17 protein-coding genes are annotated in these 16,408 nt (G+C 31.9%); 4 read left to right on the top strand and 13 right to left on the bottom strand.

Annotated elements, in window-relative coordinates; genetic code table 11:
* Nucleotides 1–4: 4 nt before the first annotated feature.
* Nucleotides 5–715 carry a restriction endonuclease gene (locus B5E87_RS05605; protein ID WP_087243945.1) on the bottom strand — a complete coding sequence of 237 codons (711 nt, stop codon included), beginning with the start codon at nucleotides 713–715 and terminating at the stop codon, nucleotides 5–7.
* On the bottom strand, nucleotides 712–1,395 hold the full coding sequence (locus B5E87_RS05600) for a TIM44-like domain-containing protein (protein ID WP_158093996.1): 684 nt from the start codon (nucleotides 1,393–1,395) through the stop codon (nucleotides 712–714). Before B5E87_RS05600 ends, B5E87_RS05605 begins: the two co-directional genes overlap by 4 nt.
* Nucleotides 1,396–1,469: 74 nt before the next feature.
* On the opposite strand from B5E87_RS05600, the gene B5E87_RS05595 reads away from it, so the two are divergent.
* Entirely contained in the window at nucleotides 1,470–3,200 is a 1,731-nt protein-coding gene (locus B5E87_RS05595; RefSeq protein ID WP_087243943.1) for an ABC-F family ATP-binding cassette domain-containing protein, read from the top strand.
* A gap of 4 nt (nucleotides 3,201–3,204) precedes the next feature.
* Here B5E87_RS05595 and B5E87_RS14995 read toward each other — a convergent pair whose 3' ends face one another.
* The 10 genes from B5E87_RS14995 to B5E87_RS05550 all read right to left on the bottom strand — a co-directional run bounded on the left by B5E87_RS14995 (nucleotide 3,205) and on the right by B5E87_RS05550 (nucleotide 12,633).
* Nucleotides 3,205–3,357 (bottom strand): hypothetical protein, encoded by a 153-nt coding sequence (locus B5E87_RS14995; protein ID WP_158093997.1) that lies wholly within the window; start codon nucleotides 3,355–3,357, stop codon nucleotides 3,205–3,207.
* A 10-nt stretch (nucleotides 3,358–3,367) separates the two neighbouring features.
* Nucleotides 3,368–5,719: a homocysteine S-methyltransferase family protein gene (locus tag B5E87_RS05590; RefSeq protein ID WP_087243942.1), complete on the bottom strand. Its 2,352-nt coding sequence runs from the start codon at nucleotides 5,717–5,719 to the stop codon at nucleotides 3,368–3,370.
* On the bottom strand, nucleotides 5,701–6,330 hold the full coding sequence (locus B5E87_RS05585; RefSeq protein WP_087243941.1) for a vitamin B12 dependent-methionine synthase activation domain-containing protein: 630 nt from the start codon (nucleotides 6,328–6,330) through the stop codon (nucleotides 5,701–5,703). Before B5E87_RS05585 ends, B5E87_RS05590 begins: the two co-directional genes overlap by 19 nt.
* Entirely contained in the window at nucleotides 6,323–7,207 is an 885-nt protein-coding gene (gene metF / locus B5E87_RS05580) for a methylenetetrahydrofolate reductase [NAD(P)H] (RefSeq protein WP_087243940.1), read from the bottom strand. Before metF ends, B5E87_RS05585 begins: the two co-directional genes overlap by 8 nt.
* A gap of 50 nt (nucleotides 7,208–7,257) precedes the next feature.
* Nucleotides 7,258–8,019: a C39 family peptidase gene (locus B5E87_RS05575; RefSeq protein ID WP_087243939.1), complete on the bottom strand. Its 762-nt coding sequence runs from the start codon at nucleotides 8,017–8,019 to the stop codon at nucleotides 7,258–7,260.
* Nucleotides 8,020–8,088: 69 nt separating this feature from the next.
* The gene (locus B5E87_RS05570; protein ID WP_087243938.1) at nucleotides 8,089–9,186 is read right to left on the bottom strand and encodes a sensor histidine kinase; all 1,098 of its coding nucleotides are present in this window, start codon (nucleotides 9,184–9,186) and stop codon (nucleotides 8,089–8,091) included.
* On the bottom strand, nucleotides 9,179–9,859 hold the full coding sequence (vanR, locus tag B5E87_RS05565) for a VanR-ABDEGLN family response regulator transcription factor (protein WP_087243937.1): 681 nt from the start codon (nucleotides 9,857–9,859) through the stop codon (nucleotides 9,179–9,181). The genes B5E87_RS05570 and vanR overlap by 8 nt, the downstream gene beginning before the upstream one ends.
* 89 nt (nucleotides 9,860–9,948) lie before the next feature.
* Complete coding sequence (locus B5E87_RS05560) at nucleotides 9,949–11,358, bottom strand: anti-sigma-I factor RsgI family protein (protein WP_087243936.1); 1,410 nt, start codon at nucleotides 11,356–11,358, stop codon at nucleotides 9,949–9,951.
* Entirely contained in the window at nucleotides 11,351–11,866 is a 516-nt protein-coding gene (locus B5E87_RS05555) for an RNA polymerase sigma factor (RefSeq protein WP_158093998.1), read from the bottom strand. Before B5E87_RS05555 ends, B5E87_RS05560 begins: the two co-directional genes overlap by 8 nt.
* 86 nt (nucleotides 11,867–11,952) lie before the next feature.
* The gene (locus B5E87_RS05550) at nucleotides 11,953–12,633 is read right to left on the bottom strand and encodes a hypothetical protein (protein WP_087243934.1); all 681 of its coding nucleotides are present in this window, start codon (nucleotides 12,631–12,633) and stop codon (nucleotides 11,953–11,955) included.
* Between the two features lie 158 nt (nucleotides 12,634–12,791).
* Here B5E87_RS05550 and B5E87_RS05545 point away from each other — a divergent pair, with 158 nt between their 5' ends.
* From B5E87_RS05545 to B5E87_RS05535, 3 genes are all read left to right on the top strand, one after another.
* Complete coding sequence (locus B5E87_RS05545; RefSeq protein WP_087243933.1) at nucleotides 12,792–13,145, top strand: helix-turn-helix domain-containing protein; 354 nt, start codon at nucleotides 12,792–12,794, stop codon at nucleotides 13,143–13,145.
* 254 nt (nucleotides 13,146–13,399) lie between these two features.
* A complete protein-coding gene (locus B5E87_RS05540; protein ID WP_087243932.1) occupies nucleotides 13,400–14,092 on the top strand; it encodes an iron-sulfur cluster assembly scaffold protein in 693 nt (230 codons plus the stop codon).
* A 13-nt stretch (nucleotides 14,093–14,105) separates the two neighbouring features.
* On the top strand, nucleotides 14,106–15,104 hold the full coding sequence (locus B5E87_RS05535) for a GGGtGRT protein (protein ID WP_087243931.1): 999 nt from the start codon (nucleotides 14,106–14,108) through the stop codon (nucleotides 15,102–15,104).
* Nucleotides 15,105–15,268: 164 nt separating this feature from the next.
* On the opposite strand, the gene B5E87_RS05530 is transcribed toward B5E87_RS05535, so the two are convergent.
* Nucleotides 15,269–16,282 carry a virulence RhuM family protein gene (locus tag B5E87_RS05530; RefSeq protein ID WP_206399240.1) on the bottom strand — a complete coding sequence of 338 codons (1,014 nt, stop codon included), beginning with the start codon at nucleotides 16,280–16,282 and terminating at the stop codon, nucleotides 15,269–15,271.
* Between the last annotated feature and the right edge of the window lie 126 nt (nucleotides 16,283–16,408).

The following is a 16,408-nucleotide window of genomic DNA, read 5'->3' as shown; positions in this document are numbered from 1 at the left end:
TATTTTAAATATGACTTCTTTCCAGTAATTTTAATCCTTCTTCTAAAGAAGATATATACACTTCCCTGATTCCATAATCATCTTCACTCGAAACAATATCATAAAACTCTAAATCATCCAAAATATAATCAATACGTGATATATTCATATTTAAATGCTGATAAAGCAAATCTGTTGAAGCATACCCAGCTTCCAAAATAACTTGTAAAACATCTTCATATGGATGTGGCATTTTTTGGTGATGAAAACGATAAAATAATGCATGTCGATTGGCTAAACGACGCATCTGATTGAGTTTTTCACCATCCCATAAAATGACGCCATTACGCATTGCCAGAGCATGGGCCTGTCGTGTAAAAGTCTGATTTGTAACAACAACAGCTTCATCATAGTCATAATATTCACAACCACTATAAGCCTGTTGAACGGCACTCACTCCAACTGGTTTACTATAATATTTACATTGAAAAGCATAGTGAATGCCTTTATAGGTTGCTAAAATATCAACCCCATAATCACCACTCTTTTGCGTCAATCGTATATGTTTATATCCAATACGTTTAAGTATTTCATAGACATATTCTTCAAATTCTTCACCACTCATATGCTTTTTTAAACGTGGAATCCAGCCAAAAACAAAGCCGATGATACAACCAATGAGATGACCGACTTTCTGCAATATCCATAACAGACATCGAAAAAGACCCCTGATCATGATTCAACCTCATCCTGTTGTTTAATTTCATCTAATAAAAAGTCATTTCCATGGCGCACAAATTTCCAATATTCTACAAAGCACTCATGATTCGATGCAATCACTTCTTGTTTTTCTATCATTAAATCATTCATCTTGCCTTCTATATAAACCCAAAAGAAGTCCTGCTGATTATCAATTGCATCATGTAAATCAACCAGTATGACTTTCAATAATTGAATATGATCTAATTGATTATATTGTTGTTGATATTGTTGCCACTCTATTTTGAGTTTCCATTGTTCATATAATGATTCACTTAAATGCTTTTTCAATGTTTCTAAATCCTGCTTAGACCAGGCTTCTTGTATAATCAAATATTTTTCTTTAACTTTCTTCTTTAAGACTTTTTCATTCCAGAAATCATCCTGCTGATAAGCGAAAGATAAATCATCTTTAATTTCTTGATGCATGTGTCTGGCTTTTTTTCTTTTCCAGTAGACAATCATTCCCATACAGGCTCCTATCCCTATCACACCTGCTATGGGTGATCCATTTCCACTTGAACGTCTAGAACGATGCGACGACGTATGGCTGCTGCCTCCACCACCACCGCCACTACTGCTGCCACCACCAGCTCGTGCGCCCACTGGCGTTAACAGAATCATAAAAACAATGAAAACGAGTAATAATCTTTTCAATCTATCACTTCCCTTACATGTATTTACAAAACAAAAAGTCATGGTACAATAGAACAATAAAGGAGAAATTCAATATGTTAATGAGTGTATCACATCTAAGTAAATATAACAATTTAAAATGTATCGCAAAAGATATTTCCTTTTCCATTCATGAACGTGATAAAATTGGTCTTATTGGTTTAAATGGAACTGGAAAATCTACGCTTTTAAAAATATTAGCTGGTCAAGAAGATTATAAGGGAGAAATTATCAAAAAGAAAGATATTCGTATCAATTATTTACCTCAAATCCCATCTTTCCAACCTCAAAATACCGTTTTAGAACAGGTCTATGAAGATGTGGGTCATGATGTGGCAGAATATGAAATCAAATCTATCTTAAATCGTTTTCAAATTATCAATCACTCACAGCCAATCAATCAGTTATCTGGTGGTCAAAAAAAACGTGTCGCTTTGGCTATTGCACTGATCAAGCCTTGTGATTTATTATTGTTAGACGAACCAACCAATCATTTAGATCATGAAATGATTGAATATCTTGAAAAATATCTCACAAAATTCAATAGAGCTCTTGTCATGATTACACATGATCGTTATTTTTTAGAACGTATCACACATCGTATGCTTGAATTGGAACATGGTCAATTATATACTTATGAAGCCAATTATTCACTTTATCTCGAACAAAAAGCTAAGCGTGAAGAGAGTCTACAAAATGCTCAACACAAAAGAAAACAGTTTCTTAAAAAAGAATTAGAATGGGTTCGTGCTGGTGTCCAGGCCCGTACAACCAAAAACAAAGGACGTTTACAAAGATATGAAGCTTTAAGTCAGCAAGCTGACTTACCTGTCACACAAAATCTGGAAATGATTGATACTGCTTCAAGATTAGGACAAAAAACAATTGAACTACATGGTATTTCTCATCGTTTTGATCATCTTTTATTTCAACCTTTTGATTATCTCTTTCAAAGAAATGAACGTGTAGGAATTGTCGGTATCAATGGTTCTGGTAAATCGACTTTACTTCATATTATTGCTGGACAAATTCAACCCACAAGTGGTGAAGTAGAATACGGTGAAACCATTCGTATAGGATATTTTAAACAGGGTCACGAAGATATGGATGACAATCAAAGAGTCATTGACTATATTCAAGAAGAAGCACGTTATTTGAAAACCCGTCAAGGTGAATTTTCAGCGAAACAGATGTGTGAAAAGTTTCTTTTTGATAAAGAACTTCAATATACCCCTATAGGTAGACTGTCTGGTGGCGAAAAAAGACGTTTATATCTTTTAAAAGTTTTGATGGGTGCTCCTAATGTTTTATTATTGGATGAACCTACAAATGATTTAGATATTACAACTTTACAGATTTTAGAAGACTATTTAGATAGCTTTCAGGGAATTATTATCACAGTTTCACATGATCGCTATTTTCTAGATCGTCTTTGTGACACGCTATTTGTATTTTCGCATCAACAAATCCAAGTTCATAATGGAGGTTATAGTGATTATATCATCACTTCAAATCAAACATCTTCAAATAAACCCAAATCCAGTACTAAAAAACCCATGAGAGAACGTAAAGTCAGACTGACTTATCTTGAAAAAAAGGAATTAGAAAGCTTAGAAGCTGATATTCCTGCACTTGAACAAAAACTTCAACAGTTAGATGAACAATTAAATCAAGTTACAGACTTTCATGATATTCAAAAACTTTCCAATCAACGCAATGCATTAGAAAATGAAATTGAAACAAAGAGTATACGTTGGTTAGAATTATTAGAAAAAGAAGAACAGTAGCCATTTACTGTTCTTCTTTGACTTTAATTTGAATTTTCATTGTTGTATTTTCATCAACCTGAAGATCATTTTCCTCATCTTCAATTGTCGCAAACAATGGAATATCTGTATCTAGATCATCCAAGTCCATTGTATTCATTTTCACTTTTAATGCCATATAATGCCTCCTATAAAATATCCTGTAATAAATGAACTGATGCCATCGCATCTTCGCAATAATAATCAGCTCCAATTTCCCTAGCGATTTCACTTGTCAATACAGCTCCACCAACCCAGATTGGACATTGACAGTTCACTGCTTTTAAAGCCTGAATCGTCTTTTGCATATTAACAACTGTTGTTGTCATAAGAGCACTTAATCCAATAGCCTGAGGATGATATTGCTGATAGGCTTCTACAACCCTTTCCATTTTCACATCTTTTCCTAAATCAATGACTTCATAACCATAACTTTCTAAAATGACTTTGACAATATTTTTTCCTATATCGTGGATATCTCCTTCTACAGTACACATTAAAACGGTTGCTTTTGAAGACTCTTGTTTTGAAAATGTTGCTTTGACAACTTCAAAAGCTAATTTTGTTGTTTCAGCTGATTGTATCAGCTGAGGTAAAAAAATACGATTTGTTTCATAATCTTTTCCCACCTGATTTAAAGCAGGTATAATCGTCTGATTAATAATCTCCATAGCATTTTGTGTCTGTAATAATTCCTCAGTTTTGGCTTTGACTTCATCTTTGAATCCATGAACAATAATATCAAACAAAGATAAGGCTGATGATGTTTTAACAGCAGACTGTTCTACTTGGTTGGATTGATGTTGAATATACTGTGCTGCATCCTGATCTTGATAAGTCAAAACACGATAAGCATCAATGGTATCCATTAATTGTTGATCTAATGGATTGATAATAGGCAAATCTAATCCCGCCTGTAAAGCTAAAGTTAAAAAGGTACGGTTCAATAAAGGACGATTCGGTAAACCAAAAGATACATTGGATACACCTAATGTTGTATAAACTGATAACTCATTTTTAACCATTGTGAGTGCTTTGAGGGTTTCTTGAACTTCTTTTTGTTGAGCCGATGCTGTTAATGTTAAACAATCTATGATGATATCCTTTTTATCAATATGATACGTTTTTGCTTTTTCAATGATAGCTTTGGCTAATTCATAGCGTTCTTGAGCATATAAAGGAATGCCATCTTTTAATGTCAGTCCTATAACAACACCACCATATTTTTCTACAATTGGAAAAATAGCCTCCATGACTTCTTCTTTTCCATTAACTGAATTAATCAATGGTTTTCCATTGTAATAACGACAAGCTTTTTCAATGACTTCCGGTGATGATGAATCAATCTGTAAAGGTAAATTCACAACTTCCTGCAACATCTTTATGATATTCACCATGACTTTTGTTTCATCAATACCAGGTAATCCTACATTGACATCTAAAACCTGAGCCCCTGCCATTTGTTGTTGAATAGCTTCTTTGACATATTCTTCATAGCGTTCTTCTTGAAGAGCAGCTTTTAATTTTTTCTTTCCTGTTGGATTCAATCTTTCGCCACAAACAATGACATCACCATCAAAAATAACTGTTTGATGTGCACTGGAAACAGCCGTATAAGCTTTTCTTTGACGAGGATAGCTATGAGCAGGTAATTGCTGTTTTAAACCAGCGATAAACTCTGGTGTTGTGCCACAACATCCTCCAACAATATTGACACCTTGCTGGATGTAAGATTGCATAGCCTCAACAAATTCTTCACTGCTCATTGGATAACAAGTCTCACCATGATGCAGACATGGCAATCCCGCATTGGGTTGGACAATGACAGGAACAGAAGCATATTTTAATATTGTATGGACTATCGGCTGAAGTTCAACAGGACCTAATGAGCAATTGACACCTAACGCATCGACTTTTAATCCTTCTACAACATTCACAAAAGTCAAAGGATCTGTTCCCGTCAACGTACGCTGATTACTTTCAAAAGTCATTGTCACAAATACAGGTAAATCACTATTTTCTTTGACAGCTAGAATACCTGCTTTGACTTCATATAAATCCGTCATTGTTTCTAATAAAACAACATCAACATCATCTTTTGCGATGAGGATTTGTGAAGCGATGATTTCATAGGCTTCATCAAATGTTAATGTTCCAGAAGGCTCTAACAACTGGCCAATGGGCCCAATATCCAAGGCAATATATGCATCAGGATTGACTTCATCTCTAGCCTGTTTGGCATTTTGGATGGCTGCCTTTAATAAATCACAATAACAATATCCACTCTCTTTCATCTTGATAGGATTACATCCAAAAGTATTCGTTGTGATAAAATTGGCTCCAGCTTTCAAATATTGTTTATGAATATCTACAATAATATCTGGATGTTCTATATTATAAACCTCGGGAATTTCTCCTACTTTCAATCCATGTTGTTGGAGCATTGACCCCATAGCTCCATCAAAAATCAATAAATCTTTTTTTAATCTTTCACGTAACATCGTTGTCCCCCTTTCCTCAACTCACAATCATCTTTGCGAATACATGATAAACATGTTTTTTTTACATCCTTGCCTATTCCAATAAGTCCAATCATTGATTTCATGGGAATTAATAAACCAGATGGATTTAAACTGACACCTAGCTTTTTATTGATCTGCAAAATGGAAGCAAAAATCTGATTCCAATCCAATGGGATATCTCCATAACCAGGCGCAAAACGAAAAGTATGATGAGGTAAATGGAGTGACTGTTCATATTGATCACAGCACTCTTCTAAATAAGCATTACTCACAGCATCAAACACAACTGCTTTTGCCATATCCATATGTTCATAATATTTCATCTGACGATCAATAGAAAGCCCTAATGTACAGGCTATCACAATGCATTCCTGGCAATCTTTGAAATAAAATTCTAAATCCTGTGATTCTAATGGAAAATGAATCTCTTTGATCATAAGTGGCTGATGAGAAAGATGAAACTGCTGGTAAACAGCTTTGAATTGAGCATATTGCTTGACTTCCTCAATACATACATCTATGCATTTTTCAGTCTGTTCATCCATGATTGTTTGCGCATTGAGATAGTGTCTAATGATTTTTTTATTCATGATTCAACTCTTTTAAAACAGTTGGAATACTTTGGAAGATTGCTTTAGCGATTTCTGGTTTATTCATTGTATAAATATGAATTCCATCCACGCCATTTGTAATCAGATCAATAATCTGATGAGTCGCATAGTTGATTCCAATTTCTTTCATAGCTTCAGGATAATGATAATAAGATTCAATCATCGTTGATAATTCATATGGAATCGAACAGCCACAAAGTTTTGCCGTTCTCAGTAATGATTTAGAATGTGTCACAGGCATAATTCCAGCTAAAATAGGTACATTGATACCTCTTTTTCTTGCTTCCTTGACTAAACGATAATAATAATGATTGTCAAAAAAGATTTGAGTAATTAAATACTGTGCTCCAGCATCTACCTTTTCTTTTAAAGCTTTTAAATCATCTTCCAGACAACTGGCTTCCTGATGCACTTCAGGATAACAGGCTCCAGACAAACAAAAGTCACCAGGAAAATGTTGTGAAATAAAAGTATTTAATTCTTTTGCATAATGAAAAGATAATTCATGTTGTAAACCATCCTGAGGATAATCACCACGTAAAGATAATATATTTTCAATATGATTGTCTTTTAACTGTTGACAGATATCTAAAATTTCTGATTCTGTTGAAGATATACATGTTAAATGAGCAACTGCTTCAATGTTATATTGATTTTTAATTGTTGAAGCAATCTCTACTGTTTTTCCTTTCGTTGATCCTCCTGCACCATAAGTCACACTGATAAAATCAGGATTTAATTGAGATAACTCCTCAATTGTATAATAAATAGAAGAAATATCTCCTTCTTTATTTTTAGGCGGAAAAACTTCAAAAGAAATAGTCGCTTTCTTTTTTAATATTTCTGAAATTTTCATACTTTTGCACCTCCATTTTTTGTCTATTTTATAATACAAAAAGAGAATAGTCAAAAACTATTCCTACTGTAAACCCATAAATTTCTGATTTGATTAGAAAATTCATCAAAAGAATAATAATGACTCTTTTTTTGACTATTAGGATCTAACACACGAATTTTCCCATTTTTATATTCAGACAAAACAATAAAATGTCCTGTCATTGTAAAGATTCCTTTAGACACACTGCAAATGATAGGATGTCCCTGCATTAATTCTTCTTTTATCAAATCTTCATCCAAAGAAAGCTGTTTAGCATCAACACCACAAGCCTGTGCTCCCCTGATCATAAAAGACCATGATGTTCCATCTTGACTGTAATAACCATTTTGTTCACTATATTGTGCCATATAATAAGGATGGTATCTTCCATTTTGTGTCAAATAACTGACAACCATTGATAAACACGTTGGTCCACAACCATTAATAGCCATCATCTGATCACCATAATAACGATATCCCCAACGTTCATCCCATTGTAGTAACAATGGCATTTGATTATCTTTTAAATCATTTTGAATATTCATCACCATATCTTGTGTGTGTTTGGTGGGATAATTAGCGACAAATGGAATGGTTTCTTTATTTCTTAAAGCTAAATCAATTAATGATGATGGATACTCACTTTGATGTTCTACAATTTCATGCCATGAAGATGAGGTATCATAACCATAAGATAAGTGTATATCTTCCTTTAATAAAAAATGATCGACTAATAAAATGATAACTGGTATGACTAATACCGCAATACATACTAATACTTTTTTTCTCATAAAAAATCCTCCATAACTGTATTATAGAGGACAAAACAATTAAAATTTTTAATGAATTATTAAGATTTTCTAAAGTTCATGAAGAGGTAGCATCACATCAAAGACAGTATGATGCTTAGCACTTGTGGCCTTAATAAATCCCTGATGCTGTTCCACAATTGTTTTAGCAATTGATAAACCAAGTCCCGATCCTCCTGTTGATGAGTTACGTGATTCATCTAAACGATAGAACTGTTTAAAGATATTTTGAATTTTATCTGGTGGAATTGTCTCTCCTTCATTTTCAAAAAGAATATGTGTATAACTCTCATCTTGATAAGCTTTAATAAAAATGGTTGTTTTTTCATAACTGTAATGAAAGGCATTTTTTAAAATATTATTAAAAACTCTTGCCATTTTTTGAGCATCCACATTGATTAATAAATCTTCATTTATATCAATTTCAATATGTTGTTGTTTTTGTGAAATTAATGGATAAAATTCTTCTTTCATTTGTTCTAAAAGATACAACAAATGAATCTTTTCTTTATGTAAAGGTGTATAAGTCTGATTCAGTTTAGCAATATCAAAAAACTCATTAATTAGTCTTTCTAAACGATATGCTTTTTCTAAAGTAATATGTGTATATTGATGACGTAAATCTTCTGGTAAATGTGGTGTTTCATCAAGTAAACAGAGATAACCAATAACTGAAGCTAAAGGTGTTTTAATATCATGAGCCAAATAGGCAATCATATCAACTTTATGCTGAACTTCATCAATTGCCTTCTTTTCATTTTCAATACTTTCTCGTTTGAGTTCATTTAAGTCATTTTCTAATTCATATAATGAATCATCTAAAACAATTCTCTGATTGTCTTTTTGAAAAAGAATCTTAATTTGTGAAAAGACTCGTGATATTTTTTGAATAGCATAAATTTCAACAATGATAGAATTCAATAAAATGACCAGCATAATAATCATAAAGATAATTGTTTTTTGATTTCTCAAGGCAAAGTGTGCAAAATCCCATCCGAAATATTCCTGTAAGAAATTAATAAATGCTCCATTATAAACATAATCCATATAAAAATAAATAAATAATATAAAAACAAAGCAACAGGCTGTAATGAGTATATGTATTTTGAGAATTTCCTGTTGAAACTTTCTCGTATAATCCTTATTCAATTTTATAACCTACTCCCCATACCGTTTGGATATAACGTGGATTTTCTGCTGAGTCATTCATTTTCTCTCTTAAATGACGAATATGAACCATAATAGAGCTACTTGAGTTGGTATAGTATTTTTCTCCCCATAAATCATGAAAAATCTGATCAACACTGACTACTTTTCCCTGATTTGAACATAATAACCATAATATAGAAAATTCAGTTGGTGTTAAAGACAATAATTGATTATCTAGAAAACAACGATGGTTATCTTTATCAATTGTTAAAGCACCAATGGTCAAAACGGATTCATCTTTTTTAGGTGACATCATTGTATAGCGTCTTAACTGAGCTTTAATACGTGCCATAAGCTCTAAAGGACGAAATGGTTTTGTGACATAATCATCAGCACCCATTGTCAATCCTGTTATTTTATCAATTTCAGTTTCTTTAGCTGTCAGCATAATAATAGGAAAAATCTTTGTTTCTCTGATTTTGGAACAAATTTTTAAGCCATCTATATCTGGTAACATGATATCTAAAACAGCCAAATCAATATCCTGTGTTTCCACACAACGTAAAGCATCACAACCATTATAAAATTTAAAAACTTGAAAGCCTTCATTTTTTAAATACAATTCTACTAAATCGGCAATTTCTTTTTCATCATCTACAACCAAAATATTCATAATCCCACCCCTTTCATCATTATATTACATAAAAAATGTGAAAGTTTTAAGAATTTATTAAGAAAAAAGAAGAAGTCATAAAACTTCTTCTAATCATCATAATCTTTTTCATGCGCCACAATAGAGCCATCTGATGCATTGATCTTATATTCATATTCATATTGTCCTGATTTAAAGGAAACTTCATAATATTGATGGTCTAATTCTACTTCTACATCATAGGCATTTGATGAAGAAACATTGGCATGACTGAAAGCTTTTTGTTTGGCTTCATTTTGTGTTAATTTGACTGTTCCAACATATTCTTTTTCATGTTTCATCACAGTACTTGTCATAGCATTAATTTCGTATTCATACTTATAATCACCACTTACAAATTCATATTCAAATTTGTAAACACCATCATCATAATCTTTATGAATTTTTTCTTGTGATACTGATTGAACACCAGCATGTTTTTTAGCAATTGATTTTGCCTGATCCTGTGATATCTGCTGAGTTGATGTCTGAGAACTGTTTGATGAATTTTGGTTTGAAGACTGATTTGATGATGAAGCTGATTGAGAAGTTCTCTCACCATCTTTTTCACTTTTTATAATTTCACCATTCAAAGCATTAATTTCGTAATCATATTCAACCTGATCTTTATAAAATTCAACTTCATAAACCATCACACCATCATCATAATCCATTTCTACTTTTTGAACTGTTGGTTGAGATACTTGAGCATCATTAAAAGCAATACTTTGAGCCTTGTCTTTTCCTATATATCCACTTTCACTGGCATGACCTGTAATTGAAACTTGTTCAACCTGATTGCTTTGTAATAACAGATTCAATTCATGAATAGATAAGTTCTTTAAAGAATCAAATGTATATAGTGGATTCTTTGAAACAAGCTGTTGAATAATTTCAGCTTTTCCCACTGAAATCTGATATTGTTTCGCCAGATTTTCAACATTTTGATCATTAATTGTCTGTGATACAATAGAGCCATTAATATCACTTGCTTTTAATAATTCATCAATATTTAATGAAAGCTGTTGTCTTAGTTTTTCATTTTCTTGTTCATTTTCCCCTGTTACTGATATCAGTAATGAATTTTTAAGTTCGTCTATATATCCTTCCTTTAACATAGCACCAATCAACGCATTCACACCAACTTCAATATCGCTACCTTTTAAATCCATATTGCCGACAATTTTTTTCCCATCTTCGTTGTTCGTTTTCACTTCGACAATTTTATAATCATCATCTAAATTCAATTCAACACTTGGATTGACATCTAAACCAACAACCGTCTGAATGGAGTGAGTCGCAGGCCATAACATGAAAACCATCGCTGCACAGACTGCCACAATAGGTAGAGTCAAAAGATAACGTTTTTTCTTCTTCTTTGTTTCGATCACGATATTTTCATCTCTCGTTTTTAATTCTTCTTTAATATCATCTAAGCGATCTGGTGTAATCTTTGTAAAAGCTTCTTTGATTTCATTCATAACTCTTCGCTCCTATCTTTTTCATTTTTTTCATACCTCGATGATAGCTGGATAAAGATGTTGCTAGAGGAATATCTAATAAGCCCGCAATTTCATGATGCTTTAATCCCCACAGTGCATGCATAATAATCACTTCTCTTTCCTGATCATTTAAACTTTCAAATAACTGTTCTAAAATCATTTTTGTATGCATGTCCGTTTCTGGTGGACAATAAAGATAATCCTGATATTCCTGTGTTAAATTTTGTCTTCTTAAATAAAGATAACATTCATTTCTAGCAATTGTATAAATCCATGCTAATGGTTTTTTCTGTGATTGATAATTTTTAGCTGCTAAATAAAGTTTCACATAAACTTCCTGAAAAATGTCACGACTATCATCGTAATTTTTAATAATGCTCATGATATAAGCAAAAACACTTGTCTTGGTTTTTTCATATAATTCATCAAAAGCATTATCCATTTGGGGAATCTGAAGAATAAGATAATCAATTTCTTTTTGATTCATTTTAATTTTTCCCCCTTTCACTATACTAATGATATTGTTGAACATATTATTGCACAAATTTTTATTTTTTTCTAAAAAAATGCTTCCTAAGAAGCATTTAGCATTTGACCTATATAATCATCAAGCTGTTGATTGTTTAAATATGTTAGATCAGCAATATGATGAATAGGTGATAATTGTAAATACTGTGACAGTTTGTTTTCCACCAGTAATTCGAAATGATAAGGATGCGTTAAAGAATGAGACTGTTGACATTGAAAACGAAAATAACAATATTGAATAATAAAATAATAAAATCTTGTGACATATAATTGATGAAGGAATGGCAATGCATATGTATGAGGGTATGCTTCCTTATTTTTATATGGATGACCTATTAAAATATGATAGAGATGAAATAATGGTAATAATAAGCTTGAATAATGTTTAAAAGAAGTTTTAAAAAGATGATCATATAAATAAATAGCTTCTAAAATACCCGCTTCTAAATAGATGGCCTGTGTAGAAGGTATTGTGATTTTAAATTGTGAAATTTCATTTATATAATGATAAAGAGAATCCAATTCATAAGCATAAAGATGTTTCAAATCATGAAGATCACTATAAATCAAATAATTCTGAGCTGGAGTTTTGATATGAATATCTAAAGGCATTTGATCATTTGAAAGAATTTGAATATATTTTTTATCTCGAAAAAAATCTTCATTAATAAATTGATATGTGGGCTGTAATAAAGTGAGAGAATGAAAAAAATCATCTATATACATATAGGCATCTCCTTATCTTATATAGTTACTTTTTTATCTATTTGTCACTTTATTATATCAATAGTTTAAATAGTTATCAAATATAAATCTATTATTAATGAATATTTTACAGATTTTTATAACTCTTCGCTATAATGTAAAAAAATGAGGTGAGGTATATGTTAAAAATTGGTAAAGTTTTAGCTGCGAAATTGGAAGAAAAGAATATGACACAAAAAGATATTGCTAAAATGCTTAATATTTCACCTGGTGCTTTTTCAGCATATGTTACAGATACAAACTTTCCACGTTTAGATATTTTAGTTGAAATTTGTCAGATTTTAGATATTGATTTGAATCACCTTTTGAATTTACAAAATCATGAAAATATGGATTTATTAATTCAGGGAAAAGATGAAGCAAAGGTCATTCATTTTATGAGAAGTCTTTCCCATAAAGAACGTGAAATTTTAATGGAAAGCATTCAATCTTCAATCAGAATTATTGAAAAAATGAGAGATTTAAAAGAATAGTAACATGCTATTCTTTTTTTATTTACTACTAGCAAACCCATTATACTATAGCTCATTTTTATTTGCAATAAGCAAATTTATTCATTCGGGCTATTTAGACATTTTTTTCACATTGAAAGTACGGTCTACATTGACTTTAAAGGCTATTTGACTTATAATCACAGTAGGTGAAATTCCTTCACCGCAATCAGAAAAAGAAGCACAATTTTCTGATTTGTCTGGCTAATCATTTTGAAGATGAAAGGAGTAAAAAAATGATTTATACAAAAGAAGTAGAAGAAATGTGCACTGTTAAATGCGGTGCAAGTCATGGATGTGCTCCAATTCCTGAAGAAGGAAAATGGGTATATTCAAGAGAAATCAAAGATATTTCTGGATTAACACACGGTGTTGGTTGGTGTGCTCCTCAACAAGGTGCATGTAAATTAACTTTAAACGTTAAAGAAGGAATTATCGAAGAAGCATTAATCGAAACACTTGGATGCTCTGGTATGACTCACTCTGCTGCTATGGCTAGTGAAGCATTAGTTGGTAAAACTTTATTAGAAGGTTTAAATACTGACTTAGTATGTGATGCTATCAATACAGCAATGAGAGAATTATTCTTACAAATCGTTTATGGACGTAGCCAATCTGCTTTCTCTGAAGGAGGACTTACTATCGGTTCAGGTCTTGAAGATTTAGGTAAAGGATTAAGAAGTATGCTTGGTACTGCTTATTCTACAAAATTAAAAGGACCTAGATATCTTGAATTAACTGAAGGTTACATTAACAGACTTGCTTTAGATGAAAATAATGAAATCATCGGTTATGAATTCATTAATCTTGGAAGAATGATGGATATGATTAAATCTGGAAAAGATGCTAATGAAGCAGTTAAAGAAGCTACTGGTACTTATGGTAGATTCGATAGTGCTGCAAAATACATCGACCCAAGAAAGGAATAATGGAGGTACGAAAATGGCATTATTTGAAAATTATGAACGTAGAATCGATCAGATTAACGCTGCATTAGCTAAATATGATATTAAATCAATTGAAGAAGCTAAAGCAATTTGTGATGAAAAAGGTATTGATGTTTATAACATCGTAAAATCAACTCAACCAATTTGTTTTGAAAATGCTTGCTGGGCTTATACAGTAGGTGCTGCAATGGCAATCAAAAATGGGGATACAAAAGCTGTTGACGCTGCTAAAACAATCGGTGTTGGTTTACAATCATTCTGTATTCCAGGATCAGTTGCTGATGATCGTAAAGTTGGTTTAGGTCATGGTAACTTAGGATCTATGTTATTAGATGAAAAAACTGAATGTTTCGCTTTCTTAGCTGGACATGAATCATTTGCTGCTGCTGAAGGAGCTATCAAAATTGCTGAAAAAGCAAATAAAGTTAGAAATAAACCATTAAGAGTTATCTTAAACGGTTTAGGAAAAGATGCTGCTAAAATCATTTCAAGAATCAATGGTTTCACTTATGTAGAAACTCAATTTGATTATTTCACTGGAGAAGTGAAAGAAATTTCAAGAACAGCTTATTCTGATGGGCCAAGAGCAAAAGTAAACTGCTATGGTGCTGACGATGTTCGTGAAGGTGTTGCAATTATGCACAAAGAAGGTGTAGACGTTTCTATTACTGGTAACTCTACTAACCCTACTCGTTTCCAACATCCAGTAGCTGGTACTTATAAAAAAGAATGTGTTGAACAAGGTAAAAAATATTTCTCAGTAGCTTCTGGTGGAGGAACAGGACGTACATTACATCCTGATAATATGGCTGCTGGTCCTGCTTCTTATGGTATGACTGATACTATGGGACGTATGCACAGTGATGCTCAATTTGCTGGTTCTTCTTCAGTTCCTGCTCACGTAGAAATGATGGGATTAATTGGTATGGGTAACAACCCAATGGTTGGAGCAACTGTTGCTGTTGCTGTAGCAATCGAAGAAGCTTGTAAATAATTAAGCAAACTATAAAACAAAGTCATGATGAAAATCATGGCTTTTTATTTACATAAAAAAAGATATGGGCTCGCATCTTTCTACACATCTAACCTCAAACGATCAGAACCCCATATCTAGATAAAATATATCATATGAGATTTAATATTACAATTTTTGATTCTCTATTTTTCTTCTAAATATTTTTTATACAGTTCATCCATAGAAGAAACATATTCTTGATCTTGTTTTATTCGATATTTTTCATACTCTTCGTTTGCTTTAGAAATAGCTTGTTTATGAGATATTCTTCCTGAATCAACTAATACCTGTTTTTTTCTAAACTTCAACAAGTCATCAGTGACTTCAATCCAATCCTTCATTGTCATGACTTTATGTTCATAGGCCATATCTTCTGCATAATCTAGAAATGATATTGTTAATCGTTCTAAACCTTTCATTTCTTCTTCATTAAGATAATTTTTTTCAATTCCTATATCATATTTGTAAATTTTTCCATCAGGAGAGTTCTTCCAATTTGTTAAGCCCATATGTAAAACATTAGCATCTACTCTTTCATAAATGAGTTCTGCAGCTGTTTTACCTGTAATGGCATAGTGTAATTTATTTTGTACGATTTTGAAAAATGTATATGCCTCCTCTGATTTTGCATTATAATCTGCGCTAGTAGATTCAAATATATCTGTTATTTTTTGATACTGTCTTCTTTCACTCAAACGAATTTCTTTAATTATTTCTAGTAATTCATCAAAATAATCTTTACCAAACTTTGGTCCATTTTTCATTTTTTCTTTATCTATTACAAACCCTTTTATCATGTACTCTTTTAAAGTCTTAGTTGCCCACATTCTAAACTGTGTAGCTTTTTTTGAATTCACACGATATCCAACAGCAATAATAGCATCTAAATTATAAAACTCTAACAATCTTTTTACTTGTCTATTTCCCTCTTTTCGAACTACCGAGAATTTCTCGGTAGTTGCTTCTTTTAGTAATTCTTCATCTAAATAAATATTTTTTAAATGTAATCCGATGTTATCACTAGAACAATCAAATAACTCTGCCATTCCCTTTTGAGTAAGCCAAATAGTATCATCTTTTAGTATAACATCAACATTCACATTACCATCTTCACTTTTATATATGATAAAGTTTGTTTCCATTAATTTTTCACTCACTATAATGTCCTGGTATATTATAATTGACTCATTTATCAGTCATTAAAATATACCTTCTCCTTTCTATCAACTTTATTAATACGTAGTTGATGACGTTTAGGTTTATATGTAAAATTGAAATATGTG

It is taken from the genome of Massilimicrobiota sp. An142, assembly GCF_002160725.1.
Taxonomy (GTDB): Bacteria; Bacillota_I; Bacilli_A; order Erysipelotrichales; family Coprobacillaceae; genus Allocoprobacillus; species Allocoprobacillus merdigallinarum.
The sequence above is the reverse complement of the archived record's forward strand: the minus strand, read 5'-3'. Positions and strand labels throughout refer to the sequence as shown.

Bases quoted from the DNA above. Each gene is read 5' to 3' on its own strand.
- B5E87_RS05605 (WP_087243945.1), bottom strand. From the start codon at position 715: ATGATCAGGGGTCTTTTTCGATGTCTGTTATGGATATTGCAGAAAGTC.
- B5E87_RS05595 (WP_087243943.1), top strand. From the start codon at position 1,470: ATGTTAATGAGTGTATCACATCTAAGTAAATATAACAATTTAAAATGT.
- B5E87_RS14995 (WP_158093997.1), bottom strand. From the start codon at position 3,357: ATGGCATTAAAAGTGAAAATGAATACAATGGACTTGGATGATCTAGAT.
- B5E87_RS05590 (WP_087243942.1), bottom strand. From the start codon at position 5,719: ATGTTACGTGAAAGATTAAAAAAAGATTTATTGATTTTTGATGGAGCT.
- B5E87_RS05585 (WP_087243941.1), bottom strand. From the start codon at position 6,330: ATGAATAAAAAAATCATTAGACACTATCTCAATGCGCAAACAATCATG.
- metF (WP_087243940.1), bottom strand. From the start codon at position 7,207: ATGAAAATTTCAGAAATATTAAAAAAGAAAGCGACTATTTCTTTTGAA.
- B5E87_RS05575 (WP_087243939.1), bottom strand. From the start codon at position 8,019: ATGAGAAAAAAAGTATTAGTATGTATTGCGGTATTAGTCATACCAGTT.
- vanR (WP_087243937.1), bottom strand. From the start codon at position 9,859: ATGAATATTTTGGTTGTAGATGATGAAAAAGAAATTGCCGATTTAGTA.
- B5E87_RS05560 (WP_087243936.1), bottom strand. From the start codon at position 11,358: ATGAATGAAATCAAAGAAGCTTTTACAAAGATTACACCAGATCGCTTA.
- B5E87_RS05555 (WP_158093998.1), bottom strand. From the start codon at position 11,866: ATGAATCAAAAAGAAATTGATTATCTTATTCTTCAGATTCCCCAAATG.
- B5E87_RS05550 (WP_087243934.1), bottom strand. From the start codon at position 12,633: ATGTATATAGATGATTTTTTTCATTCTCTCACTTTATTACAGCCCACA.
- B5E87_RS05545 (WP_087243933.1), top strand. From the start codon at position 12,792: ATGTTAAAAATTGGTAAAGTTTTAGCTGCGAAATTGGAAGAAAAGAAT.
- B5E87_RS05540 (WP_087243932.1), top strand. From the start codon at position 13,400: ATGATTTATACAAAAGAAGTAGAAGAAATGTGCACTGTTAAATGCGGT.
- B5E87_RS05535 (WP_087243931.1), top strand. From the start codon at position 14,106: ATGGCATTATTTGAAAATTATGAACGTAGAATCGATCAGATTAACGCT.